Genomic DNA, 23784 nt, shown 5'->3' with positions numbered 1-23784 from the left:
CCATGAAACGGGAGGAACTGTGCGATCCATCTGGAATGGGGCGATTTCCTTCGGCTTGGTCAGCATCCCGATCAAGCTCGTGAACGCCACCGAGAGCCACTCGATCTCGTTCCGCCAGATCCACGTGACCGACGGCGGCCGCGTGCGGTACCGCAAGGTGTGCGAGCTGGACGGCGAGGAGGTGTCGCAGGCCGAGATCGGCAAGGGGTACGAGGAGGCGGACGGCTCGATCATCCCGATCACGGACGAGGACCTGGGGCAGCTGCCGATCGCCACGGCGAAGACGATCGAGATCGTGTCGTTCGTACCGGCCGACGAGATCGATCCGCTCCAGATGGACGCGGCGTACTACCTCGCGGCGAACGGGGCGACGGCCGCCAAGCCGTACACGCTGCTGCGGGAGGCGCTCAAGCGGAGCCGGAAGGTGGCGATCGCCAAGTTCGCACTGCGGGGGCGGGAGCGGCTGGGAATGCTGCGGGTCGTCGACGACGTCATCGCGATGCACGGACTGCTGTGGCCGGACGAGATCCGCCGGCCGGAGGGGGTGGCGCCGGAGACGTCGGTGACGGTCCGGGACGCCGAACTGGACCTGGCGGACGCGCTGATGGCGACGCTGGGGGAGGTGGACATCTCCTCGCTGCACGACGACTACCGGGAGGCCCTGGAGGAGATGATCGCGGCGAAGGCGGGCGGCGCGTACGAGCCGGCGGAGGCCGCGACGGAACCGGCCGCGGGCCAGGTGATCGACCTGATGGCGGCGCTGGAGCGGAGCGTGCAGGCGGCGAAGGCCTCGCGGGGAGAGGCGGGCGCGGCCGCTCCCGCGGAGGCGGAGGCGGACGTGACGCCGATCCGGCGGAAGTCGACGGCCGCGCCCAAGGCGGTGGGCGGGAAGAAGTCCACGTCGGCGTCGGGGTCGGCGGCGGCGAAGAAGACGGCATCGGGACGGAAGTCGACCTCGGCGGCGGCGAAGAAGACGGGCTCCGCGTCGGCCAAGTCGGGCGGGACCAAGTCCACTTCGGCGGCCACGAAGAAGACTGCCTCCGCCAAGAAGGCCACGCCACCCCGCAAACGCCGCTCGGCCTGACGGCCGGGGCGGCCGGGGCGGGCGCCCGACGGCCTACGGGAGCCAGGTACGGGTGTCGCGGGCCAGGGAGAAGAGGGCGTCGGTGTCCGGGGGTTTCAGGATGGGGGTGGCGGTCGTGAAGTAAGGCGTCGCCGAGGCGGGTTGCAGGACGCGGACGTCGCGCAGCGTCGGGGCCACCTCGACGGTGGAGGCCCCGACCACGGCCACGACCGGCGTGACCGGCGACCGCAGGGCGTGCGCGGCGAGGGCGGCCGCCCGGCGGACTCGGCGCACCTCGGGGAGCGGGTCGGCCCGGCCCACCGTGAGCAGCAGGTCGCCCGCCCTGACCCGCTGGCGCCGGCCCGGCACCGTCACGACGCAGAACACCCCGGCCGGGCCGATCAGCACGTGGTCGATCAGGCCGCCGCCCGGCAGCGGCACGGCGTGCAGGACCCGCCAGTCCATCGCTTCGAGGACGTCCAGCTCCGCCCCCATCAGCTCCCGCGCCCCGATCTCGCGGCGCAGCCGGTGACGGGCCCTGGTGCCCGGCGAGCCGTACGCCAGCTCCCCCAGCAGTGGCTCGCCGGGGCGGTTCGGGGCCAGGTCCCGGTCGGGGGGAAGGGCCAGCCGGAGCCGTTCCACGGGCGTGGGTACCGGCGGGGGCCCGACGGCCACCTCGCCGCTCAGGTAGGGGCGCAGGGCGGCCAGCACCGCCTCCCGCCGGTCCGCCTCCAGCAGGCTGACCCGGTTGGTCCGCCGGTCGTACCAGGCCACCGCCCGGCCGTCCGGCAGGTTGACGAACAGCCGCCCCCGTCCGGCCCGGCCGCTCGGCAGCACCGTGAGTCCGTGCATCTCCCCCACCCCCCGGCGTCCATGGGAGCAGGCGTTGTGCCGCCCGGCAATCCCCCGTACGCGGCGCGGTGCGTGAACGCCGGCGTCGTGTGGCGCCGGTGTGTAACGACTCCGACGGGGCGCCGTCGGCTGACCGTTACAAAGTCATGGCCCTACTGCAACGGCGCGACCCTACGTTGGGACGCCCGGGCCGACCGACCCGCAGAAGGAGTTCCGTGACCAGCGTCAGCCGCCGCACCCTCGTCCGCGCCACCGCCGTGACCGCATGCGCCGGCGCCCTGCTGGCCCTGCCCACCGCCGCCGCGCTCGCCGAAGGACTGCCGGCCGCCTCGGTCGGGGCGCGGACCCTGGTCGGCAGCCTCGCCCTGGCCGACGGGCGGTCCACCGCCCGGGTGTACCGGCTCGCCGGGAACACGTACGAGGCCGACGTGCTGCGCGACGGCTCCCGCGTGGCGTCGCTGACCAGCCACCCCGGCGCCCCCGCCGTCGGCGAGGCGCAGGGGCTGCACCTCGCGCTGCGGGCCGACGGCCGGCTCTCGTCCTGGGTCGGCGCCCTCGCCCCCGGGCCGCAGGGGCACGCGTTGGCCGGCGACGGGCACAAGACCGCGACCCGCAGCCGGCCCCTCCCGGCGGCCGCCGCTCCCCGGGGCGCGGCCGTCGAGGCTCTGCGCTCGTACGCCGTGCCCGACGGGCCGGGCAACGGCGCGCTGCTGCTCGCCGCGGGCGGCGGCATCGCGGCCGTCGGCGCCGCCGGGCTGGGGTTCGCGATGCTGCGCCGGGGGCGCAGCGACGCCTGACCCGCGCGCCCGGCGACCGCCGCGCCACCGGGGCGCCGCTCCCCCGTCGCCCGGGCATCGCCCATGTGTGCGGGCGAAACGGGACCGGGTCGGCCTAAGGTTGGCTGGAACCGACCGTCATCCCCGGCACCGAGAAGAGGAGGCCCGCCGCTGTGCGCACCCTCCCCTTCCGCGCGGGCGCCGGGCTGCTCCTGGCCGGCTGCGTGCTGCTGCTGGCGTCGGCGTGCGGCGACCCGGGCGGGCTGGCCGCCGCCGGATCGGCCCCGACGGCGCGTGGACCCGTACAGCTGTGGCCGTGGCGCAAGGGCGCCGAAGTGCCGCCCGCCCCGCCGGGGGGCGTGCCGCCGGTGTACGTACAGGGGCTGCCGCTCGTGCACGACCAGAACGTGCACGAGGTGGACGCGGTGGCCCTGGTGCAGGCGGAGCTGCGGGCCCACCGGGGCGCCGTCACCGGCGCCGACGGGATGCCGAAGGAGACCGCCGACGCGATCCGGTCCTGCGGGACGGAGGCCTCGGAGAAGTGCCCCGTGCTCACCCCGTACTACCGGGACCTCACGGGGAACGGCAAGGACGAGGTCATCGTCGGGATCGAACTGCCGGGCAGCATGATGTCGGTGCGCGCCTACACGGCCGACCCCGACGGGCGGCTCAACCGGATCATGGCGACCACCGAGACCGTCATCCGCGTCGAGCTGGCCGGCCAGAACGTGGTCCTGCACGTGCCGAGCGGGCATCCCGGGTACGAGCTGATCACCACGTGGTCGTGGGACGAGAAGCAGCGGAGCATGATGGCGACGCGCGAGCAGATCGTCCGGGTGCCGGCGCGCCCGCGGACGTCATGAGGGCCCGGCTGCCCGCGTGGACCGCCACGCTCACCTGGAAGTCGGCGTGTTTCATCGTCGTCATGTGCTGTGCGCTGGCGGCGGCGCTCGGCGCGCTCGTGCACGTGGAGGTCACCCGGCAGACGGTCGACAACGCGCGTGACCGGGCCCTGGAGAAGCTGAGCGACGCCACGCGGGCGTACGAGGCGGGCGAGGCTCTGCCGCCGCGCTCCTCCCTCGATCCGGCAGGCCTGCCGGCGTCCCTGCGCAAGCTGGCCGTGGGGGGACGGCGGGGCACCGTCGTGGCCGAGTTCCGGGGACGGCAGGTGATGTGGGCGGCGGCCCCCGCGGACGGCCGGGCCCTGGCCACGGCCGTGGACTACAGCCAGGCGGCGCGCACGATCAGCGGGCTGGACCACGCGATCATCGGCTCCTCGATGGTGGCGATCGGCGGCACGCTCCTGCTGGGCGCGTTCGCGGTGACGCGGGTGACCCGGCGGCTCCAGCAGACGGCGGCGGTCGCGCGTCGGATCTCGCAGGGCGACCTGGACGCGCGGGTGGACGACCCGCGGACGGGGAACCCCTCGCGTCACCAGGACGAGGTGGCGACGGTGGCGGCCGCGCTCGACACGATGGCGGCGACCCTCCAGGGGAAGCTGGAGCGCGAGCAGCGGTTCACCGCGGACGTCGCGCACGAGCTGCGGACTCCGCTGACCGGGCTGCAGGCGGCGTCGGAACTCCTGCCGGAGGGGCGGGCGACGGAGCTGGTGCGCGAGCGGGTGCGGACGATGCGCGGGCTGACGGAGGACCTGCTGGAGATCTCGCGGCTGGATTCGGGGCGCGAGGTGGTGGAGACGGACCTGCACCAGCTGGCGCGGCTCGCGCGGCGGGTGGTGCGGGCGTCGGGCACGCCGACGGAGGTGGTCGTGGTGCGGGACGCGATGGTGGAGACGGACCGGCGGCGGCTGGAACGGGTGCTGGGGAACCTGGTGGCGAACGCCCATGGGCACGGGCGGGAGCCGGTCGTCCTGACGGTGGACGGGCCGGTGGTGACGGTGCGGGACCACGGGGACGGGTTTCCGGAGTACCTGGTGACGCAGGGGCCGCAGCGGTTCCGCAGTGGGGACGGGAACGCGGGAGCGGGGGCCGGCTCCGGGAAGGGGCACGGGCTGGGGTTGACCATCGCCGTCGGGCAGGCCGCGGTGATCGGTGCGCGGCTGGAGTTCCGGCAGGCCGAGGGGGGCGGCGCGGAGGCGGTGGTGACGCTGCCGTAGCCCTGGCCGGGCGGTTCGCGGGCGCGCGGCGGGGCAGCCCTGGCCGGGCGCGTGGGGGTGGCGGCGTTGCGCGGAGCGTCTCCCGGGCCGCGCCGGGCGCCGCGAACTTCCCCGGCTGCCGCCGGGGTTGGGGCGGGTGCGCCCGGGCCGGGCGCGGTGGGCCGATGGCCGGCCGGTGGGCCGATGGCCGGCCCTGCCCCCCGTCACCGCCTGGGTGCTCCCGGCACCGCGACCGCGAGGGCGAAGCCCGCCGGTGGGTTCCGTCAGGCGTCCGGCTGGGCGCGGCGCCAGGGCCAGCGGGGGCGGGGGCGGACTCCGTCGGGGCGGAAGGTGTACTTCCAGCCCTTGAGGAGGCCCAGGCGTCTGGTCTGGCCCGCCGGGACGCGTTCGTACAGCAGGACCGTCGGGGCGGCGCCGTCCGGGTTCGGGACCGGGATCTCGTACCACTTCGGCGGGTGGCCGGTCGGGCCCAGGAGGATCGGCAGGGACCGGCCGTCCATGGGGCCGCCCTCGAACGGGGTGGATTCGCTTCTCACCCCTCCAGTGTCACAGCAGGTGGGCCGCCCCGGAGACCAGCGGGACCACCCGCCGGGCAAGCACGCCGACCGGGCCGTCCACCGGTTCCAGGGCCAGGGCCGCCCGCGCCGCCGCGGCCGTCTCGGGGTCGGTGGCCGCGGTGGCGGTGAGGAGGGCGATGAACTGGTCCACCAGCCAGTCGCGGAGCGAGGCCACGTCCGGCTGCTTGCCCTCGTCGATCCAGATCAGCGAGGCCCCTTCCACGGCCGTGATCCAGGTGCGGACCATCATCCGCAGCCGCGGGCCGGGGTCGGGGACGGCCAGGTGGACGAGGATCTGCTGCGCCGCCGCCCGGCGGATGCCGTCCACGGTCGCCGTCGTGCGGGAGGTCTCCACGACGCTGCCGCCCTGGAGGAGCGCCGCGAAGCCGGTGTCGTGCTCGTCGACGAAGGCCAGGTAGCGGTCCAGGGCCCGGGACAGCCGCTGGGTCAGCGGGCCGGCCTGGGGCTGGGCGAAGCACTGTTCCAGCAGCTCCGCGGCCGAGCGCAGCGCGGCCTCGTAGAGCTGCTGCTTGCCGCCGGGGAAGTAGCGGTAGACCAGCGGGCGCGAGACCCCGGCGGCCTCGGCGACGTCGTCGAGGGAGACCTCCTCCGGCGCGCGGTGCGCGAACAGCGACAGGGCCGCGTCGAGGAGTTGGGCCCGCCGCTCCTCGACGCTCAGCCTGCGGTACGCCCGTACGGTCGTCATGCCCGCAGGGTAACCCCGTGGGAGGCCGGTCAGGCGAGGAGTCCCGAGCTCCGCCACAGCCTGCGGCCGACACCGCGCAGGACGCCGATGTCGTCGAGGAAGTCCGTCAGCCGCTTGGCGCCGGTCTGCATGACCTCGCGCCGGTGGCCGCTCGCCTTGACCTGGGCGACGGCTTCGCGCCGGTCCAGGCCGATGTTCTCGTAGACCTGGGGGTTGACGAAGGCCAGCGAGAAGACGCGGGCGGCCTCACCGCAGCTGATCCGGGTGAGTTCCTGCTCCCAGCGCGGGGCCGTCAGCATCTGGCGGCGCAGTTCCTCGCGGGCGTAGCGGACGTGCCGGGCCTCCTCGATGACGTGGATGCGGGTGACTCCGCGTACGAGCGGCTGGATGCGCTCGTCGGGGAAGGTCAGGCGCTGCATCCAGTCGAGGATCTCCTCGCCGAGCAGGGTGCAGGCGAAGGAGCCGGGGGTGGTGGAGACCGTCTTGAGGACGCGGGCGAGGTTGTGGTGGGTGCGCGAGACCGGATAGGCGGGGGTGTCCGCCTTGCGGATCATGCGGGCGAACATCATGGAGTGCCGGCATTCGTCGGCTATCTCGGTGAGTGCGTAGCGGACGTGGTCGCTGACCAGCGACTTGTCGTAGATGTGCCGGACGAGCAGCTGCATCAGGATGATCTCGAACCAGATGCCGAGGGAGCCGAGCGCGGCCGCCTCGTGGCGGGAGAGGTCGATGCGCTGTTCCTCGCCCATCTTCTTCCACAGCGGGGTGTCGTAGAGCGAGAGCAGTTCGGGCGGCCAGTAGTACTTGCCGTCGATCGGCGGGGCGTCCCAGTCGAGTTCCCTGTCGGGGTCGAAGGAGTGTTTGGCCGACGATTCGAGCAGTCGCGCGGCGGTTTCCTCGCGGTCCTTGAGGAGGCCGAATGCGTCCCTCGGCGCTGCTCGGTCGGTCACGGTCGTCATGGCTTCGGACACCTCGCTCGTGGAGTTACCGGCGGTCACTGCTTATGAGACTGCTTGTCAGCAAGGCCGTCAATCCCTCCGGCGCGACTTGTTGACCCCGCGTCTACCAACGTGTGACGCTGCGCACGGTGGCCAACTGGCCGGTCCGGTACGCGAGTACACGAGGCAAGGGGGCGTCAGTGTCGACGCACGAGCTCTACACCAAGGACCCGGGCGAGGGCGTCTGGCAGGTTCCGGCCTCCGGCTCCGCGCGCTTCAGCTGGGAGTACGACGGCGGCCGGGAGCGGCTGCTCGCCCTGTACCAGAAGGGCAAGGACAAGCAGTGGGACGGCGCCAAGCGCATCGCGTGGGACCTGGAAGTGGACCCGTACGACCCGCTCGGCACCCCCGACGAGGCGCTGACGCTCTACGGCACCCCGTACTGGGCCAAACTCACCGACAAGGACAAGGGCGAGCTGCGCCGCCACTACGCGGCGTGGAATTTCAGCCAGTTCCTGCACGGGGAGCAGGGGGCGATGGTGTGCGCGGCGCGGATCGTGGAATCCGTACCCGACCTGGACGCGAAGTTCTACTCGGCCACCCAGACCATGGACGAGGCCCGGCACGCGGAGGTCTTCGGGCGCTTCCTGCACGAGAAGGTCGGGATGCTCTACCCGATCAACGACAGCCTCCAGGGGCTGCTCGGCGACACCCTGCGCGACTCCCGCTGGGACATGCCGTACCTGGGCATGCAGGTGCTGATCGAGGGGCTGGCGCTGGCCGCGTTCGGGATGATCCGCGACACGACGGACAAGCCGCTGCCCAAGCAGATCCTCGCCTACGTGATGCAGGACGAGGCCCGGCACGTGGCGTTCGGGCGGATGGCGCTGCGGGACTACTACAAGCAGCTGACGGACGCCGAGTTGCGCGAGCGCGAGGAGTTCGTGATCGAGGGCTGCTACCTCATGCGGGACCGGCTGCGCGGGGTGGAGGTGCTGGAGAACTTCGGCATCCCGAGGAAGGAGGCGGAGGACTTCAGCGAGCAGTCGGAGTTCCTGCACCTGTTCCGCAGGCTGCTGTTCAGCCGGATCGTGCCGTGCGTGAAGGACATCGGGCTGTGGGGTGACCGGCTGCAGCGGGCCTACCTGGAGATGGGCGTCTTCGAGATGGGCAACTCCAACCTCGACCTGCTGATGAGCGAGGACGAGGAGATCGCCGAGGCGATGGACCGCGAGCGGTTCGCCGCCGAGGAACGCGACCGGGTGGCGGAGGTCCGGGCCACCATCGCCGAGGGAGCGGAGAGCGGCGACCCGAGCGCCTGAGCGGCGGCGCGCCCGGACAGCCCCGACCGCCCGGACAGCCCCGACCGCCCGGACAGCCCCGACCGCCCGGACAGCGGCGCCGGCGAACGACCGCCCGAGCGGCGCCCCGGTCACGGCGTGGGCTTCGCCGCCAGCGCCGCGGCCATCACGGCGCGCGCGATCGGGGCCGCCGCGCTGTTGCCGCTGATGCCGCCGCGGTCCGCCGCCGCGTCCTCGACGACCACCGCCACCGCGACCGCCGGCAGCGGCGCGCCCTGCGCCCTGGCCCAGGCGATGAACCAGGCGTAGGGCGTGCCCGCGTTGCCGACGCCGTGCTGCGCGGTGCCGGTCTTGCCTCCGACCACCGCGCCGGGGATGGCGGCGTTGCGTCCCGTGCCGTTCTCCACCACCTTGACCATCAGCTCCTGCATGCGCAGCGCCGTCGCCGGGCTCATCGCCCGGCCGAGGGTGTGCTGTTCGCCGCGGCGGACCTGACTGCCGTCGTCCCGGGTGGTGCGCTCCACCAGGTACGGGCGTTTCAGCTCCCCGCCGCCCGCGACGGCCGACGCCACCATCGCCATCTGGAGCGGGGTCGCCTTGGTGTTGAACTGCCCGATCGACGACAGCGCCAGCTGATCCGGACTCATGTCGGTGTCGAAGGCCGAGGGCGACACCCACGACGGCACCCGCAGCCCGTCGTCGTTGAAGCCGAAGCGCCGCGCCGCTTCGACCATGCCGCGCAGACCCACCTGTACGCCGATCTTGGCCATCACCGTGTTGCAGGACCACTGCACCGCCTCCGCCATCGAGGCGTCCTCGCAGCCGGTCGCCTCGTTCGGCAGCAGGGTGCTGGTCCCCGGCAGCGGGTACGGGTCGGGCGTCCGGGTCGGGGCGTCCACGTCCTCGACCACCCCGGCGTCGAGCGCGGCCGCCGCCGTCACGATCTTGAAGGTGGAACCGGGCGGGTACGTCTCGCGCAGCGCCCGGTTGAGCATCGGCCTGGCGGGGTCCGCGTTGAGCCGCGTCCACGCCTCCTTGACCCGCGCGCCCGTCCCCGAGAGCGCCGCCGGGTCGTACGAGGGGCTGCTGACCAGGGTCAGGATCGCGCCGGTCGCGGGCTCCAGGGCCACGACCGCGCCCCGCCGGCCCGCCAGCCCCGTGTACGCGGCCCGCTGCATCGCGGCCCGGATGGTGGTCACCGCGTTCCCGCCGGGCGGGTGGCCGCGCGCGAGGTCGTACCAGAGCGGGAAGGCGGACAGGCCCGGGTCGGTGCCGCCGAGGACGGCGTCCTCGGCGCGCTCGACGAAGCTGGTCCCGTACGTCTGGGAGGAGAACCCGGTGACGGGAGCGTAGAGCGGGCCGTTGGCGTAGGTGCGCTCGTAGCGGAGCAGTTGGCCGCTGTCGCGGGATCCGGTGACGGGCCGGCCGTCGACCAGGACGTCCCCGCGCGGCTTCGCGTACCGCTCGACGGCGGTGCGCTTGTTGGCCGGGTTGGCTCCGTAGGCGGAGGCCTCCCAGACCTGCACCCGGCCCATGTTGACCAGCAGGGCGACGAGCAGGGCCGCGCAGAAGTACGCGCACCAGCGGATGTAGCGGATCACGCGGGGCCCCCCTCTCGCGCCGGAAAGGGCGACGACGGGGGCGCCGGAACGGGCGGCGGCACCGGCCTGCGGGCGCTGTCCCCGAGCCGGATCAGCAGGGCGACGATGATCCAGTTGGTGACGACGGACGAACCGCCCTGCGCCAGGAAGGGCATGGCCATGCCGGTGAGCGGGATCAGTCCGGTGACGCCGCCGGCGATGACGAACACCTGGAGGGCGAGGATCGAGGCGAGCCCGGTGGCCAGGAGCCGCCCGAAGGGGTCGCGCAGCGCGAGTCCGGCCCTGAATCCCCGGTCCACGAGGAGCCCGTAGAGCAGCAGGATCGCGCTGAGGCCGACGAGCCCGAGTTCCTCACCGGCGGTGGCCAGGATGAAGTCGGACTTGGCGGCGAAGCCGATGAGGAAGGACTGGCCGTGGCCGAGTCCGGCGCCGAGGAGGCCGCCGGCGCCGAAGGCGAAGAGGGACTGGGCGAGCTGGCCGGGTCCCTCGCCCCGCGCGATGGAGGCGAAAGGATTCAGCCAGTCCTCCACGCGGGTGTGCACGTGCGGCTCGAACGTCCCCACGGCGTACGCCCCGACGGCCGCGAGCAGCAGCCCGATCGCGATCCAGCCGATCCGCCCGGTGGCGGTGAACAGCATGATCACGAAGAGGCCGAAGAAGAGCAGGGACGTGCCGAGGTCCCGTTCCAGCACCAGTACGCCGACGCTGAGCAGCCAGATCGTGAGGATCGGGCCGAGGACGCGGCCGGGCAGCAGGCGCAGCTTCCACAGCAGCCGGCGCCCGGTCAGGGCGAGGGCGGTGCGGTTCGCGGCGAGGTAGGCGGCGAAGAAGACGGCGAGCAGGATCTTGGCGAACTCCCCCGGCTGGAAGGAGTACCCGGCGAACCGGATCCAGATGTGGGCGCCGTTGACGGCAGGGAAGAAGACCGGGACGAGCATCAGCGCGAGCGCGGCGGTGACGGAGAGGTACGCGTACCGCTGGAGGACGCGGTGGTCCCGCAGCACCCCGACGACCAGCACGAACAGGGCCAGTCCGATGCCGGACCAGCGCAGCTGCTCGTCGGCGGTGTGGTGGCCCGCGGTGGTGAGGTCGAGCCGCTCGATCAGGACGAGGCCGAGTCCGTTGAGCAGGACGGCGATGGGCAGCACGAGCGGATCGGCGTACGGGGCGCGCAGGCGCACGGCGAGGTGTGCGATCAGCGCGGCGGCGGCGAACCCGACGGTGTGGCGGGTGACGGCCTCGGGGAAGCGTCCGGTGGCGGCGAAGCCCACGTAGAGGTGACCGAGTACGGAGATCAGGACCGCCCCGGTCAGCAGGGTCAGCTCGATGCCGCGGCCCCCCGGGATCCGGGCGTCGGGAGGCGGGGGCGGGGAGGGCTCCGTCACCTTCGCCGTCAGAGCGGTCATAGGGGGAACGTAGCAAGCACGAGAACCCTATGTCCGCTTATGTCACAGTGCGCCGAAGAGTCGCCACGAACGGTCGGGACCTGGGGAGAGCGCGAGCGGCGGCAGCGACGGCCCGGACCCCCGCCGCGCCCCTCCGAACAGGTGACGCGGCCTCACCCCGCCGCCTCCGGTGGAGGATTCGTCATACCGGGCATGGCAACATCGGCCTGCCCCGGAGGTGATTACATGACAAACCGACCACGTCTTGTCCGCACCGTCTGCATCGCCGCCGCCGTCCTCCTCACGGCCGCCGGCCCGCCCGCCACCGCCCGCGCCGAACCCCTCCCCGCGACGGAACCCGTCGGAGCACCCCGGCCCGCCTCCGCGCCCCGGAAAGCCCCGGCCCTCCGGCCGGCCGCGGCGCCCGCCACCGAACCCGTCGGCGTGCTGCTCACCCGCCTCCAGGACCTGTACCAGAAGGCCGAGCAGGCCTCCGAGGCGTACAACGCCACCGAAGTCGCCCTCAAGGCACGCCAGGAGCAGGAGCGCCGGCTCACCACCGAGCTGGGCAAAGCCCGTACCGCCCTCAGCGCCGAACGGGCCCTCGCCGGCCGGCTGGCCCGCGAGCAGTACCAGCACGCCCGCGGCGGCCTCTCCCCCTACCTGCGGATGCTCCTCACCGGAGACCTCCGCCACGCCTCCGACCAGCGCCGCCTCACCGCCCTCCAGGGCGCCCGCACCGCCGGGGTCCTCGCCCGCCTCGAACACGGCGAGCAGCACGCCGGGACCCTCGCCGGCGCCGCCCGCAGAGCCCTGGACGCACAGCGGAACCTGGCCGCCGAGCGGAAACGGCACAAGGACGAGGTCACCGGCCGGCTCAAGGAGGTCGAGCGGCTCCTGGCCTCCCTGACGCCCGGGCAACTCGCCCAGCTCGACGCCCGCGAGGACGCGGTCACCGCCGAAGCGCAACGGGAGCTCGTCGGCTCCGGCCGCCTGGGCCGGGCGGGCGCCCCCTCCGCCTCCGCGCAGGCCTCCACCCCCACCGCCGCGGGCGGCGCGGCCCTCGCCTACGCGGCGGCCCAGATCGGCAAGCCGTACGTCTGGGGCGCCGAGGGCCCGGCCTCCTTCGACTGCTCCGGGCTCACCTCCCGGGCCTGGGAGCACGCCGGGCGGTCCATCCCCCGCACGAGCCAGGAGCAGTGGGCACAGCTGCCGAAGGTGCCGCTGGACCGGCTGCGCCCCGGGGACCTGGTGGTGTACTTCCCCACCGCCACCCACGTCGCCCTGTACATCGGCGGCGGCAAGGTCATCCAGGCGCCCCGTCCGGGAACCCGCGTCAAGGTGTCGCCGATCGCCGCGAACCCGGTCCTGGGCGCCGTACGGCCCGACCCCGGCGGGACCCCGCTCGCCTCGTTCACCCTCCCGCCGCTGCCCGAATCGGCCACGGAGGGGGACGACACCGGCTACTCGGGGGCCGGGCCCGACGCGGACACCGAAGCCGAGACCTCGGCCAGGTAGTCCGCCGTGTCCTCGGGGTCGTAGAAGTAGGCGTCGAAGTCGGCCGGGTTGTCGAAGCCGTTGGCGAATCGATCCGCCACCGGCGGCAGCTGCCCGGCCGCCCCGATCAGGTTCAGCACGTGCTCCGGGGGGACGCCCAGCATCGCGTTGGTCCACTGGGTCACCGGCTTGCCGGTCGTGAACCAGTACTTGTCGAAGGTGGCCTTCATCCACGCCTCGTCGAACGGCTTGTCACCGTGCATGAGGATCGAGGAGAGGTAGGAGGCCGCGCACTTCGCGGCGGAGTTCGAGCCCTGCCCGGTGATCGGGTCGTTCGCCACGACCACGTCGGCGACGCCCAGTACCAGGCCGCCGCCCGGCAGCCGCCCGATCGGGTTGCGCACGACGGGCGCGTAGCGCCCGGCGAGGGTGCCGCCGCCGTCCGTCAGGTCCACCTTGGTGGCGCGCGCGTACTCCCAGGGCGTGAACCGCTCCATCAGCTCCAGCGTCAGCGCCAGGTGCTCCGACGGGTCCTTGACGCCCTTGAAGGCGTCCACCGGACCGCCCGGCAGGCCCTCCCAGAACAGGATGTCCGCCCGCCCGGAGGTGGTCAGGGTCGGCATGACGAACAGCTCCCCGACGCCGGGCACCAGGTTGCAGCGCACCGCCTCGGTGTCCGGGTGCTCCGGGCGCGGCCCGAGCCCGTGCACGTAGGAGACGGCCAGCGCGCGCTGCGGCGCGTCGTACGGGGACCGCGCCGCGTCCCGTCCGAACATCGACACCAGTTCGCCCTTGCCGGCGGCGACGAGCACCAGGTCGTACGTGCGGGAGAAGAAGTCCAGGTCGGCGACGGACGCGCCGTGGATGACCAGCTGCCCGCCCCGCTGCACGAACGTGTCGATCCAGCCCGCCATCTTCACCCGCTGGTCGACGGACTGCGCGAAGCCCTTCAAGCGGCCCAGCCAGTCGACGGCGCGCCCGCCGTCCGGGCCGGCGACCGAGACGCCGACGCCCTCGATCCTCGGGGCCTGCCGCTCCCAGAAGGCCAGCTCGAGGTCCCGCTCGTGCTGGAGCGCCGTGTCGAACATGCATTGGGTGGACATGACCCGGCCGGTGCGGATCTCGTCCGCCGTCCGGTTGGACATGAGGGTGACCTCGTACCCCTTCGACTGGAGTCCGAGGGCGAGCTGGAGACCGGACTGGCCGGCCCCGACGACGAGTATCTTGCGCATCTCACGTTCTCGATTCGGGGGCTGCGGTGCTACGGGCTGCGGTTGTGGGAGCTGCGGTTCCTCGGGGCTGCGGTGTGCACGCCGGGCCGCGCCGCGCGCTATTCGGGCGTGGCGTCCAGGGCGTGCGACACCAGGGCCAGCAGGGACTCGACCACCGTGGCCCGGCGTCGGGCGTCCATGATCACGACGGGTACGGTCGGTGCGATGCCGAGCGCCTCCCGCACGTCACGCTCCTCGTACTCCCGCGAGCCCTCGAAGTGGTTGACGGCGACGGCGTACGGCAGTCCGCAGCTCTCGAAGTAGTCCAGGGCCGGGAAGCAGTCGCGCAGCCGGCGCGTGTCGGCCAGCACCAGCCCGCCGATCGCCCCCCGCACCAGGTCGTCCCACATGAACCAGAAGCGCTCCTGGCCCGGCGTCCCGTACACGTACAGGACGAGGTCGTCGGCGAGCGTGACGCGGCCGAAGTCCATGGCGACGGTGGTGGTGTTCTTGTCCGGGGTCGCGGACAGGTCGTCGGTGGGCAGGCTCGCCCGGGTCATCACCGCCTCGGTGCGCAGCGGGGTGATCTCGGAGACGGAGGACACGAAGGTGGTCTTGCCGACACCGAAGCCCCCCGCGACCAGGACCTTGACCGCGACGGGCGCGCGCGAACGGTCGTACTGCCACGGCTGGACGGGCTCGTCCACGGCCGGGGCCCGGTCAGAGACGGCGGAGGCCATCGAGCACCCTTTCCAGCAGCGCGCGGTCGGGACGGCCGGTGCCGTGGCCCGTGCCGTAGACGCGGACGCGCCCCTGGTCGGCGAGGTCGCTGACCAGGACGCGGACCACACCGAGCGGCAGTTTCAGCAGCGCGGCGATCTCGGCGATCGTGCGCATGCGGCGGCACACCTCGACTATGGCCGGCATCTCCGGCATCCGGTCCGCCGTCTCGGCCGGACCGGTGTCGAGGGTGGCGACGAAGGTCTCCACCAGCAGGATCTGCGCGAAGCGGGTCCGGCCGCCCGTGAGGGAGTACGGGCGGACCCGGGCGGGGCGGCGGTCGGCGCCGCGTATGGGCAGCCGGTCGGTGGCCGGACTCCTCACGGGGTGTTCTCCATCGACTGGCGCAGCTCACTGCGGACTTCGGGGGTCAGGACGTGCCCGGCCCGCCCCACGAACAGGGCCATGTGGTAGGCGACGACGCTCATGTCGCAGTCGGGGGTGGCGTGCACGCCCAGCAGCGAGCCGTCGCTGATGACCATGACGAAGACGGAGCCGTGCTCCATGGCCACCATGGTCTGCTTCACGGAGCCGAACTCCATGAGGTCGGCGGCGCCGCTGGTGAGGCTGCCGAGCCCGGAGACGATGGTGGCGAGGTCGGCGGAGGCTCCCCGCGGGCCCTTGGGCCGGTCGACGGCCGTGGGGGGCGCGGGCTCGGAGGAGAGCAGCAGGAGCCCGTCCGAGGAGACGACGGCGACGGAGTTGACTCCGGGTACCTCCTCGACCAGGTCGGTCAGCAGCCATTGCAGGTTGCGGGCCTGGGTGCTCAGTCCGTACGTACTGGGCGCGGTCATGTGCGTGCCTCCTGTGCGGTGTCCCCCCGGTCGGTCTGCCCTTGCTGCCGGCCCTGGTCGGGGGCCTGGTCCTGGGCCAGTTCGGCTGCGGCGACGCGCCGCCCGTCCTGGGAGCCCTGGTAGAAGCCGCCGAGCCGGCGGCGCAGCTCTTCGGCGTCCACCCGGCGCGGTTCGGGCCGTACGTCGACGGGCCGCCCGGCCGTCGCGGCCCTGGCCGCGGGGCGCGGGGTCCGCTTCGGCAGGCCCTTGTCGGTGACGGCCTCCTCGGGGTGCCCGTGGCTGCCCTGGCGCGGGAGCCAGCTCTCCTCGGCGGCCGCCCGGCCGTGGGGGTCGGGCTCCGCCGGGGCGGCGTCGGGCCGCGCGGGCGGGGGCGGTGTCTCCTGCTGTACGACGGCCCCGGGTGCGGTCCCCGGCAGCGGCTCGGCGCCCTCCGGCTCGGGGTCGGGCACCGCGAAGGCCGCCGGGTCCGGCTCGGGCACGACCCTCGCGAGGAGCTCCTCCCCCGGGTCCACCCCGCCCGGCTCCCCGCCGGCGGGGGCGCCCACCGTGAACACCTGCGCCTCGGGGGGCAACTGCCCTGCGGAATCCCCGAAGGCCCCGTCCTGGGCGGACGGCTCCTCGGCGGGGGCCGCCGCCTGCCCGTCCGGTCCCTCGCCCGGGGCGCGGCGGTCCGCTGCGGCGGACTCGGCGTCCCCGGCCGGGCTTTCGCCCACTGCGGCGGGGTCGGCGTCGTCGGCCGGGCCCCCGCCCGCTGCGGCGGAGGCGCCGTCCTCGACTCCCTGAACCACCGGAGGGATCCGCGGGGGCAGCGTGTTCTCGTTGGCCTCCGCGACCACCCCGGGCAGCCGGAACTCCGGCAGCCCCGGCGTGGCCAGCGTGTGCACGGGCGAGGTCGGCGGCGCGAGGGGCAGCAGCGCGGCCGGGACCACCACCAGCGCCTCCGTCCCGCCGTACCGGCCGGCCCGGAGCTCCGCGGTCACCCCGTGGCGTGCCGCGAGGCGGCCGGCCACGTACAGGCCGAGGCCCAGCCCGTGTTCCGCCTCCGGCTCCTCGTCGTAGGCGTCCGGTGTCGCCAGCCGGGCGTTCAGCGTCTCCAGCCGGTCGGCGGTGACCCCGATGCCCTCGTCCACCACGGACAGCACCACTTCACCGGAGTCCAGCAGCCGTCCGGACACCTTCACCTTGGCGTCCGGCGGCGAGAACGTCGTCGCGTTCTCCAGGAGTTCCGCGAGCACGTGCGAGATGTCGTCGGCCGCGTGCCCGGCGACCTGCGTGTACGACGGCATCGCCGCCAGGTCGACCCGCTCGTAGCGTTCGATCTCGCTGACCGCGGCCCGCATGACGTCGACCAGCGGCACCGGCAGCGCCTGCCCGTGGCCGTGTTCCTGTCCGGCCAGCACCAGCAGGTTCTCGTTGTGGCGGCGCATCACGGTCGCCAGGTGGTCCAGCTTGAACAGGGTCGAGAGCCGTTCCGGGTCCTGTTCCTTGGACTCCAGTTCCTCGATCACGGCCAGCTGCCGCTCGACCAGGCCCAGGGTCCGCAGCGAGAGCGAGACGGAGGTCGTCGACATGACGCGCCGGTGCTCCTCCAGCCCTGCCCGCAGCTCCACCAGTTCCGCTTCCAGCCGGGCGCGGACGTCCGCCAGCTCGGTTTCCAGCGCGCCCCGGCCCGAGGACAGCGCCTCGTTGCGGCCGATGAGCCGGCGCCGGTCGGCGTCGAGCCCGGCGATCTTGGTGTGCAGGGCGACGGTCTGGTCCCGTACCGCGTTGAGGTGGCGTACGACCTCGGCGAACTCGTCGTTGCGGCCGGTGAACCGGACCGGCTCCACCGAGCCCTCGGGCGTCGCCAGCCGCGCCGCGCCGCGGCGCAGTACCGACAGCGGCCGGGTCAGCGAGCGGGCGACGGCCGTCGAGACGCCCACGACGAACAGGAACAGCACGCCGAGGAAGGCGACCAGCAGCTCCAGCCGCTGGACGTCGTCGTCGCGCAGCGTGGCGAGGGAGGTGGAGCGCCGGCCGGCCAGCGTGGACTCCACCGAACGCATCCGGTCGATGCGGGCGGTGAGGGCCGAACCGACGGAACCGGCGTCGGCCCTGCGGTCGGCGGTGGACAGCGTCGGCCGCTCGGTGAGGCGCTTGAGGTAGTCGTCGGCCGCCTTGACCTCGGGGCCGGTGACGGTGACGGTCAGCGTCTGCCGTACGTCGGGCCGGGCCGCCCGCGCGAAGTCGTCGAGTGCGGCCTGTTCCCGGACCCGGGAGCGCTGGGCGGCGGCGGTGAGTTCGTCCGCGGCCAAGGTGCCGGTGGGCTGGTCGCCGCGGGGGGCGGGAACGGCCAGGGCGGCGAGCAGCAGCCCCCGGGTCGCCGAGGCCTGTTCGACGGCCTGGCCGAGGGGGGCGAGCGGGCGGGTGGTGGCCAGGGCGGCCTCCGCGCGCGGCGGGGTCAGTTCGGCGAGCCGGTCGCCCGGTGCGAGGAGATCCGCGATGACGGCGCTGTAGGCCTGGTGCGCGGCGAGGGCGCTGCCCTTGCCGTCCACGGCCTCGGTGCGCACGGCGGGGATCCGGCCGAGTACGCCGGCGAGTTGCTCGTCCGCGTCGGGCCGGACCTCGGACAGCTGCCGGTCGGTGCCGGCGACGCGCTCCTGCACGGCGGCCTTGGCGCCCGCGGGGCGGCCCTTGGCGGCGTACTCGACCACGGCGTCGCGCTCGTCTCCGAGGAGGTGCGCCAGGGTGAGGCTCGCCTGCGCCTGCTCGGCGAGGGTCACCAGCCGCTGGGAGTCGTTCAGTTCTCTGGTTGCGGAGACGACGGCGGGAGCGCCTGCCGCGAGGACGGTGAGGCCCGCGACGGCCACGCCGACCACCAGCCTGCTGCGCACGCGGACGCGACGTCCTGCGGGGGCGGGTCCGTCTGCGCTGGCGGTGCCGTTCTTCCGAGACCGCTTCTTCTGCACCGGTGCTCGCAATCCTGTACGTGTGCTCGTGCTCGTCTACTCGTGTGGCCGAGGTAACGGCCGGTCAACAAGTAAACGCCCCCTGCCCCCTCGTACCGCCTCAGACCTTCGCAGTGCGATGGGAACAGAGCCGCACATCGCCCACCCCGCCACTCGAAGGAGTGAACATCACAGAGGAGTGGCCGACCAACTCGGGCCGCGTGTGCCAGGTGCCGTCCGTGGACGGGTGGTTGAAAGAACGAGGCGCGCTTTGGCAAGATGCCCCGCCCTCCTGCCCCGCGGGCTCCGCGCCGGGCCGTCCCACCCCTCCCGATTTGGTACGGACCTGGCCTGGCGGGGGCCCCTTCCACTACCGGGCCGCCGGGGCAGAATGTCCGTATGCGCATCGACTTGGCCTCGGTGGCCGGCAGCCCGGAACGCCCCAACGAGGACTGGGTCTCAGCTGCGATACCCGCGTTGGGCGGCGGAGTTGTGGTGCTCCTCGACGGAGTCACGCCGCCGCGCGGCGACGACGGCTGTGTGCACGGGGTGCCGTGGTTCACGGCCCGGCTCGGCGGCTGTCTGGCCGAACTGTCGGGCTCGCGGCGGGACATGCCGCTGGACCGGATCCTGGCGGAGGCCATCAGGGAAACCGGCGCGGCGCACGGCGGCGGCTGTGACCTTTCTCACGTGCGCACCCCTCAGGCGACGGTGGTGATGGCGCGCTGGGACGAGACGCAGGTGGAGCATCTGGTGCTGTCGGACTCCGTACTGCTGTTGCAGGCGCCCGGCGGCGGGGTCACGGCGGTGGTGGACGACCGGCTGGACCGGATACCGCGTGCCGCGCTGCGCTCGGTGGCCACGGCGGACGCGCTGCGCAACGCGGAGGGCGGCTTCTTCACGGCGGCCGCGGATCCGGCGGTGGCCGCCCGGGCGGTGACGGGACGTACGCCGCGCGGGGAGGTGCGGGCTGTGGCCGCGCTCACGGACGGGGCCAGCCGGTGGACGGACACGTTCCGGGAGGGCGACTGGGCCGACTGCATGGCGGTGCTGCGCAAGGAGGGCGCCGAGGGCCTGATCGGCCGGGTCCGTGCGGCGGAGTCCGACCCGGCCCGCCCGCCGGCCCGCCACAAGCGCCATGACGACGCGTCGGCGGTCTACGCGGAGCTGTGACCCGTGCGCCCATGCGGCGTACGGGGCCTATTCGGCGCCCTGGTTGAGCTGGTGGAGCAGCCGGGCCAGCTCGGCGACCTCGCCGCGGTCCCAGTCGGCCAGCTTGCGCATGTACTGCTCGCGCCGGGCGCCCCGCACCCGCAGGAACCGGGCCCGGCCCTCGTCGGTGAGCCCGACGAGGAAGGCCCGGCCGTCGGCGGGGTCCGGCTCGCGGGCCACCAGGCCGAGTACCTCCAGGGCGCGCAGCTGGCGGCTCATGGTGGCCTTGCCGACGCCGAAGTAGGCGGCGAGCTCGGTGGCCCGCTGCCGGCCCGCGGCCTCCAGCCGGACGAGGAGTCCGTACGCGGCCGGCTCCAGCTCGGGGTGGAGGGCACGGGCCATCTCGCCGGAGGAGGCGCGGGCACGCCGGAGGAAGACGGACAGCTCCCGCTCCAGGGCAAGGAACTCCTGGTCTTCTCTCCCGTGCACGTCCGGCTCCCGTCGATGGTGTGGTCACGCTGCGTCGGCCCAGTATTTCGCAGCGCACCCCCCGTACGGCACGACGCCCCCGGCAACCGGCGGATCGGGCCCCGCCGGCGATCGGGACGGTGGCGGATCCCGCCCGTGGGGGCACCTGCCGGCAGCGGGGAGGAGCGGGGCGCGGGGCGGGCCCCGCAGCACCCGGCGCAGCCGGGGCCGCCCCGCGCGACCGCCGCAACGGCCGGGCCGTCACCCCGGTCCCCGCCGGGGTGACGGGCCGGGTCAGGCCGCGGTGACCACCGCCACCTCCGCCTCGGCCAGCGCCAGCTCCAGGACCTGCCGCACGTCCGTGACGGGGTGCACCTCCAGCCCCTCCAGAACCTCCGCCGGCACGTCATCCAGATCCGCTTCGTTCCGCTTCGGGATGATCACCGTCGTCAGCCCCGCCCGGTGCGCGGCCAGCAGCTTCTGCTTGACCCCGCCGATCGGCAGCACGCGCCCGGTCAGCGAGACCTCCCCGGTCATCGCCACGTCCGTCCGCACCTGCCGCCCCGACAGCAGCGACGCCAGCGCGGTCGTCATCGTGATGCCCGCGCTGGGACCGTCCTTCGGTACCGCTCCCGCCGGGAAGTGGATGTGCACGCCCCGGTCCTTGAGGTCGGCCACCGGAAGCTCCAGCTCGGCGCCGTGCGAGCGCAGGAAGCTGAGGGCGATCTGCGCCGACTCCTTCATCACGTCACCCAGCTGCCCGGTCAGGGTCAGCCCGGCCGCCCCGGTCTCCGGATCGGCCAGGGACGCCTCCACGAACAGCACGTCGCCGCCCGCTCCCGTCACGGCGAGGCCGGTGGCCACGCCCGGTACGGCGGTGCGCCGCTCGGCCGGGTCCTGCGCGGACTCCGGGACGTGGTGCGGCCGCCCGATGAGCGCCCGCAGGTCGTCCGCGCCGATGGTGAACGGCAGGTCCCGCTCCCCCAGCTCGTGCTGCGAGGCGACCTTGCGCAGCAGACGTGCCAGCGACCGCTCCAGCGTGCGGACGCCCGCCTCCCGGGTGTACTCCCCGGCCAGCTTGCGCAGCGCGTCCTCCTCCAGGACCACCTCGTCGGCGGCGAGCCCGGCCCGCTCCAGCTGGCGCGGCAGCAGGTGGTCCCGGGCGATGACGATCTTCTCGTCCTCGGTGTAGCCGTCGAGCCTGACGAGTTCCATGCGGTCGGCGAGCGCCTCGGGGATGGATTCGAGCACGTTCGCGGTGGCCAGGAACACCACGTCGCTCAGGTCCAGCTCCACCTCCAGGTAGTGGTCGCGGAACGTGTGGTTCTGCGCGGGGTCCAGCACCTCCAGCAGGGCGGCCGCGGGGTCCCCCCGGAAGTCGGACCCGACCTTGTCGATCTCGTCCAGGAGCACGACCGGGTTCATCGACCCGGCCTCCTTGATGGCCCGCACGATGCGGCCGGGCAGCGCGCCGACGTACGTCCTCCGGTGGCCGCGGATCTCGGCCTCGTCCCGTACGCCGCCGAGGGCGACCCGGACGAACTTGCGGCCCATGGCGTGCGCGACCGATTCGCCGAGGGAGGTCTTTCCCACGCCGGGCGGCCCCACCAGGGCCAGTACGGCGCCGCCGCGGCGTCCGCCGATGACGCCCATGCCGCGCTCGGAGCGCCGCTTGCGGACGGCGAGGTACTCGGTGATGCGGTCCTTCACGTCGCTGAGCCCGGCGTGTTCGGCGTCGAGCACCGCGCGGGCGCCGCGGATGTCGTACTCGTCCTCGGTGCGCTCGTTCCAGGGCAGTTCCAGGACGGTGTCCAGCCACGTCCGGATCCAGGAGCCCTCGGGGGACTGGTCGCTGGCCCGCTCCAGCTTCTCGACCTCCTTGAGCGCGGCCTCCCGTACCTTTTCGGGCAGGTCGGCGGCCTCGACGCGGGCCCGGTAGTCGTCGGACTCCTCGCCCTCCTTCTCCCCGCCCAGTTCGCGCAGTTCCTTGCGGACGGCCTCCAGCTGGCGGCGGAGCAGGAACTCGCGCTGCTGCTTGTCGACGCCGTCCTGGACGTCCTTGGCGATGGACTCGGCGACGTCCTGTTCGGCGAGGTGGTCGCTGAGCGCCTTGATGGCGAGCCTCAGCCGGGCCACGGGGTCGGCCGTCTCCAGCAGCTCGACCTTCTGGGCCACCGTCAGGAACGGCGAGTACCCGGAGTTGTCGGCGAGCGCCGAGACCCCTTCGATCTGCTGGACCCGGTCCACGACCTGCCAGGCGCCGCGCTTCTTGAGCCAGCTGGTGGCGAGGGCCTTGTACTCCTTGACGAGCTCGGCGACGGCTCCGGGCAGCGGGTCGGGCACCTGTTCGTCGACGGTCTCCCCCTCCACCCACAGCGCGGCCCCCGGGCCGGTGGTGCCCGCGCCGATGCGGACGCGGCCGCGGCCGCGGATCAGCGCCCCGGGGTCACCGTCGGAGAGCCGTCCCACCTGCTCGACGGTCCCGAGCACACCCGTCGCGGCGTACTTGCCGTCGATGCGCGGTACGAGCAGCACCCGCGGCTTCCCGCTGCCCGCGGCGGCCTGCGCGGCCTCCACGGCGCCCCGCACCTCGGCGTCGGACAGGTCCAGCGGTACCACCATCCCGGGCAGGACGACCTCGTCATCGAGCGGCAACACGGGCAGGGTGAGCGTTACGGGCGTCGAAGCCATGATCTTCCCTCCGGCAGTGAAGTTGAGCTATGCCGACTCAATGTCCCGGAGCCCGGCAATGTTCCCCAACCTCAGTTCGCCGGGGGCGAACACGTGCGCCCGGGTCAGTCTGCCGACAGGTGCAGATCGCCCGAGGTGGTCTTCACCGAGAGGCTCGACGGGGCGGCCGGGTCGGCGGGGAGGGTGATGTCACGGGTGCCGGAGGAGGTGGTGGCCGCGATCCGGTAGGAGCCCCGGGGCACCCGGAGCGTCAGGTCGCCCGAGCCGGTGTCGGTGGCGACCGAGGCCGGGGGCGTGGTGAAGGCCAGGCGGGCGTCGCCCGAACCGGAGCGGACCTCGGCCTGCGCGCCGGACAGTTCCGCGGCCCGGATGTCGCCCGAGGAGGTACGGATCCTCAGCGGGCCCGCGACGCGCCCGGCCCCGACGTCGCCGGAGGAGGTGCGGACCGTCAGCGGGCCCGCGACGCGATCGGCTGTGACGGTGCCCGAGGAGGTGGTGAGCTCGGCGGCCGCGACGCCGGTGACCGTGAGGCGGCCGCTGTCGGTCCGCAGCTTCACCGTCGCCGAGGCGGGCACCTCCAGCCGGTAGTCGACGTAGCAGGTGTCGGAGCAGCCCGCGGTGAAGGTGAGCACGCCCGCGGTGACCCGCTGGTCCGGCCGGGGCGGGGTGTCCCCGCGGTAATGGACCGTGCGGTGGACGGTGACGCCCGTGCCGCTGCCCGGGACGACCTCGACGGAGCCGTGCCGTCCGTCGGTCACCTCGACGGCCTGGACGGCCTCGCCCACGGTGGCGTCGTCGGTCGCCGTCTTCTGCCCGCCCTCGGTGAGACGGCCGAGGGAACAGCCGGTCAGGAGCAGTGCCGCCGACACGGCCAGGGCGGGTAACGCGAGGGCGGGCCGGGCGGGGAAGGTGCGGGAGCGATACGTCATGAGCGGAAGTCTGACGGGGCCCGCCCCCTCGCCACGAGGG

At 73.9% G+C, this 23784-nt stretch carries 21 protein-coding genes; 7 read left to right on the top strand and 14 right to left on the bottom strand.

All coding sequences use genetic code 11. The annotated features are described in order from the left end of the window. The first annotated feature begins 19 nt into the window (after positions 1–19). Positions 20–1084, top strand: coding sequence for a non-homologous end joining protein Ku (gene ku / locus OHA81_RS21405; RefSeq protein WP_329198259.1), 1065 nt, complete (start codon positions 20–22; stop codon positions 1082–1084). Between the two features lie 33 nt (positions 1085–1117). Here the strand turns inward: ku and OHA81_RS21400 are convergent, their stop codons facing one another. After that, entirely contained in the window at positions 1118–1915 is a 798-nt protein-coding gene (locus OHA81_RS21400; protein ID WP_329198257.1) for a nuclease-related domain-containing protein, read from the bottom strand. 215 nt (positions 1916–2130) lie between these two features. On the opposite strand from OHA81_RS21400, the gene OHA81_RS21395 reads away from it, so the two are divergent. From OHA81_RS21395 to OHA81_RS21385, 3 genes are all read left to right on the top strand, one after another. Then, positions 2131–2712, top strand: a complete 582-nt coding sequence (locus OHA81_RS21395) for a hypothetical protein (protein ID WP_329198255.1) — start codon at positions 2131–2133, stop codon at positions 2710–2712. 152 nt (positions 2713–2864) lie between these two features. Further along, positions 2865–3554, top strand: a complete 690-nt coding sequence (locus OHA81_RS21390) for a hypothetical protein (protein ID WP_329198253.1) — start codon at positions 2865–2867, stop codon at positions 3552–3554. After that, on the top strand, positions 3551–4807 hold the full coding sequence (locus OHA81_RS21385) for a HAMP domain-containing sensor histidine kinase (protein WP_329198251.1): 1257 nt from the start codon (positions 3551–3553) through the stop codon (positions 4805–4807). Before OHA81_RS21390 ends, OHA81_RS21385 begins: the two co-directional genes overlap by 4 nt. Before the next feature lie 263 nt (positions 4808–5070). Here the strand turns inward: OHA81_RS21385 and OHA81_RS21380 are convergent, their stop codons facing one another. The 3 genes from OHA81_RS21380 to OHA81_RS21370 are packed head-to-tail and all read right to left on the bottom strand — an operon-like array spanning position 5071 to position 7029. Then, the gene (locus OHA81_RS21380) at positions 5071–5343 is read right to left on the bottom strand and encodes a hypothetical protein (protein WP_329198249.1); all 273 of its coding nucleotides are present in this window, start codon (positions 5341–5343) and stop codon (positions 5071–5073) included. A gap of 10 nt (positions 5344–5353) precedes the next feature. Beyond that, positions 5354–6070: a TetR/AcrR family transcriptional regulator gene (locus OHA81_RS21375; RefSeq protein ID WP_329198247.1), complete on the bottom strand. Its 717-nt coding sequence runs from the start codon at positions 6068–6070 to the stop codon at positions 5354–5356. Between the two features lie 29 nt (positions 6071–6099). Then, entirely contained in the window at positions 6100–7029 is a 930-nt protein-coding gene (locus tag OHA81_RS21370) for an AurF N-oxygenase family protein (protein WP_329198245.1), read from the bottom strand. 179 nt (positions 7030–7208) lie between these two features. Between OHA81_RS21370 and OHA81_RS21365 the strand changes: the two genes are divergently transcribed. Continuing rightward, positions 7209–8330 carry a ferritin-like domain-containing protein gene (locus tag OHA81_RS21365; protein WP_329198243.1) on the top strand — a complete coding sequence of 374 codons (1122 nt, stop codon included), beginning with the start codon at positions 7209–7211 and terminating at the stop codon, positions 8328–8330. Between the two features lie 110 nt (positions 8331–8440). Here OHA81_RS21365 and OHA81_RS21360 read toward each other — a convergent pair whose 3' ends face one another. Both OHA81_RS21360 and OHA81_RS21355 read right to left on the bottom strand, forming a co-directional pair. Beyond that, the gene (locus OHA81_RS21360; protein WP_329198241.1) at positions 8441–9910 is read right to left on the bottom strand and encodes a penicillin-binding transpeptidase domain-containing protein; all 1470 of its coding nucleotides are present in this window, start codon (positions 9908–9910) and stop codon (positions 8441–8443) included. Next, positions 9907–11316, bottom strand: coding sequence for an FtsW/RodA/SpoVE family cell cycle protein (locus OHA81_RS21355; protein ID WP_329198239.1), 1410 nt, complete (start codon positions 11314–11316; stop codon positions 9907–9909). The genes OHA81_RS21360 and OHA81_RS21355 overlap by 4 nt, the downstream gene beginning before the upstream one ends. Positions 11317–11541: 225 nt before the next feature. Between OHA81_RS21355 and OHA81_RS21350 the strand changes: the two genes are divergently transcribed. Next, on the top strand, positions 11542–12813 hold the full coding sequence (locus OHA81_RS21350) for a C40 family peptidase (protein ID WP_329198238.1): 1272 nt from the start codon (positions 11542–11544) through the stop codon (positions 12811–12813). Here OHA81_RS21350 and OHA81_RS21345 read toward each other — a convergent pair. The 5 genes from OHA81_RS21345 to OHA81_RS21325 form a co-directional block, all read right to left on the bottom strand. Next, entirely contained in the window at positions 12759–14024 is a 1266-nt protein-coding gene (locus OHA81_RS21345; RefSeq protein WP_329198236.1) for a styrene monooxygenase/indole monooxygenase family protein, read from the bottom strand. The genes OHA81_RS21350 and OHA81_RS21345 overlap by 55 nt on opposite strands. A gap of 98 nt (positions 14025–14122) precedes the next feature. After that, complete coding sequence (locus OHA81_RS21340) at positions 14123–14743, bottom strand: GTP-binding protein (protein ID WP_329198234.1); 621 nt, start codon at positions 14741–14743, stop codon at positions 14123–14125. Further along, positions 14724–15107, bottom strand: a complete 384-nt coding sequence (locus OHA81_RS21335; protein ID WP_329198232.1) for a DUF742 domain-containing protein — start codon at positions 15105–15107, stop codon at positions 14724–14726. The genes OHA81_RS21340 and OHA81_RS21335 overlap by 20 nt, the downstream gene beginning before the upstream one ends. Beyond that, a complete protein-coding gene (locus OHA81_RS21330; protein ID WP_329198230.1) occupies positions 15104–15577 on the bottom strand; it encodes a roadblock/LC7 domain-containing protein in 474 nt (157 codons plus the stop codon). Before OHA81_RS21330 ends, OHA81_RS21335 begins: the two co-directional genes overlap by 4 nt. Then, a complete protein-coding gene (locus OHA81_RS21325) occupies positions 15574–18450 on the bottom strand; it encodes a sensor histidine kinase (RefSeq protein ID WP_329198229.1) in 2877 nt (958 codons plus the stop codon). The genes OHA81_RS21330 and OHA81_RS21325 overlap by 4 nt, the downstream gene beginning before the upstream one ends. 453 nt (positions 18451–18903) lie before the next feature. Between OHA81_RS21325 and OHA81_RS21320 the strand changes: the two genes are divergently transcribed. Next, entirely contained in the window at positions 18904–19677 is a 774-nt protein-coding gene (locus OHA81_RS21320; protein WP_329198228.1) for a hypothetical protein, read from the top strand. Positions 19678–19704: 27 nt separating this feature from the next. Here the strand turns inward: OHA81_RS21320 and OHA81_RS21315 are convergent, their stop codons facing one another. From OHA81_RS21315 to OHA81_RS21305, 3 genes are all read right to left on the bottom strand, one after another. Next, positions 19705–20145: a MarR family winged helix-turn-helix transcriptional regulator gene (locus OHA81_RS21315; RefSeq protein WP_329198227.1), complete on the bottom strand. Its 441-nt coding sequence runs from the start codon at positions 20143–20145 to the stop codon at positions 19705–19707. Positions 20146–20418: 273 nt separating this feature from the next. After that, positions 20419–22815, bottom strand: coding sequence for an endopeptidase La (gene lon / locus OHA81_RS21310; RefSeq protein WP_329198225.1), 2397 nt, complete (start codon positions 22813–22815; stop codon positions 20419–20421). A 104-nt stretch (positions 22816–22919) separates the two neighbouring features. Beyond that, positions 22920–23744 carry a DUF4097 family beta strand repeat-containing protein gene (locus OHA81_RS21305; RefSeq protein ID WP_329198223.1) on the bottom strand — a complete coding sequence of 275 codons (825 nt, stop codon included), beginning with the start codon at positions 23742–23744 and terminating at the stop codon, positions 22920–22922. Positions 23745–23784: the final 40 nt, after the last annotated feature.

Source organism: Streptomyces sp. NBC_00667 (genome assembly GCF_036226825.1).
Taxonomy (GTDB): domain Bacteria; phylum Actinomycetota; class Actinomycetes; order Streptomycetales; family Streptomycetaceae; genus Streptomyces.
Note: the sequence above shows the minus strand (reverse complement) of the source record. Positions and strands in the feature narration are given on the sequence as shown.